The 1,188-nt window shown below is 38.6% G+C and carries 1 pseudogene; it reads left to right on the plus strand.

Annotated features, from left to right (window positions below):
* Nucleotides 1–1,188, plus strand: a pseudogene (gene polC / locus FYJ66_RS09120) (PolC-type DNA polymerase III); the annotation flags it as partial.

Here is a 1,188-nt window from a genome sequence, read left to right on the forward strand (position 1 = left end):
AAAAGAAGTATTTGGAGATGATCACGTCTTTAGAGCAGGTACTGTAGGTACGGTTCAGGAGAAGACGGCGTATGGTTATGTCAAAGGATATGAAGAAGAGATGGAGTGTGAGCCTTTTAATGAGGCAAAGCGTGTAGATTTGGCTAAGGGTTGTGAAGGTGTAAAAAGAACAACGGGTCAGCATCCGGGTGGTATTGTCGTTGTGCCATTGGATATGGATGTGCATGATTTTACGCCTGTTCAATATCCTGCAAACAATCCAAATGCGACTTGGAAAACAACACACTTCGATTTCCATCAGATTCATGATAATATCTTAAAATTTGATATTTTACGTCATGACGATCCTACGGCGATGAAAATGTTGGAGAGAATAACTGGGGTGAATGTTCGTCAGATTCCTATGAATGGTCAGTCAACTAGGGCTATATTCTCAACAACGGAATCACTAAAAATCGATACGACAAAATATAATGAAGTTACAGGAGCAGCGGGGATTCCTGAGTTTGGTACACCATTTGTTCGTGGTATTCTTGAACTTACAAAGCCTACAACGTTTGCGGAATTAGTCACAATTTCTGGTTTGTCTCATGGTACTGATGTTTGGTTGGGAAATGCCAAAGATCTAATTGATAATGGTACTTGTAAGTTGAATGAAGTTATTGGTTGTCGTGACGATATCATGGTTGATTTGATGGGGTATGGTGTTAAACCAAAATTATCATTTACGATCATGGAAAGTGTTCGTAAGGGTAAAGGTTTAAAAGATGAGTGGGTTACCGAAATGAAAGCGAACAATGTACCAGAATGGTTTATTGATTCTTGTACAAAAATTAAATACATGTTCCCTAAAGCCCATGCGGTTGCCTATGTAATGATGGCTGTGCGTATTGCGTGGTTTAAAGTGCATATGCCAGTACATTATTATTGTATGTATTTTAGTATTCGTTGTGATGCTTATGATGTGCAGACCATGATTCAGGGTGAGGCTGCAATTCGCCAAAGAATGGCGGATATCAAACATATGAAAGAGGATAAAACACAAAAACCAAGTGATAAAGAGTTAGCTATTTATGATACGTTAGAACTTGCTTTAGAGATGGTATTGCGTGGTTTTAGATTCTCGAATATTAGTATTAATCGTAGTGCAGCCACCGAATTTATTGTGGATCCAGATGATCCAAAAGC

Source organism: Allobaileyella intestinalis (assembly GCF_009695865.1).
GTDB classification, from domain to species: Bacteria; Bacillota; Clostridia; order Peptostreptococcales; family Anaerovoracaceae; genus Allobaileyella; species Allobaileyella intestinalis.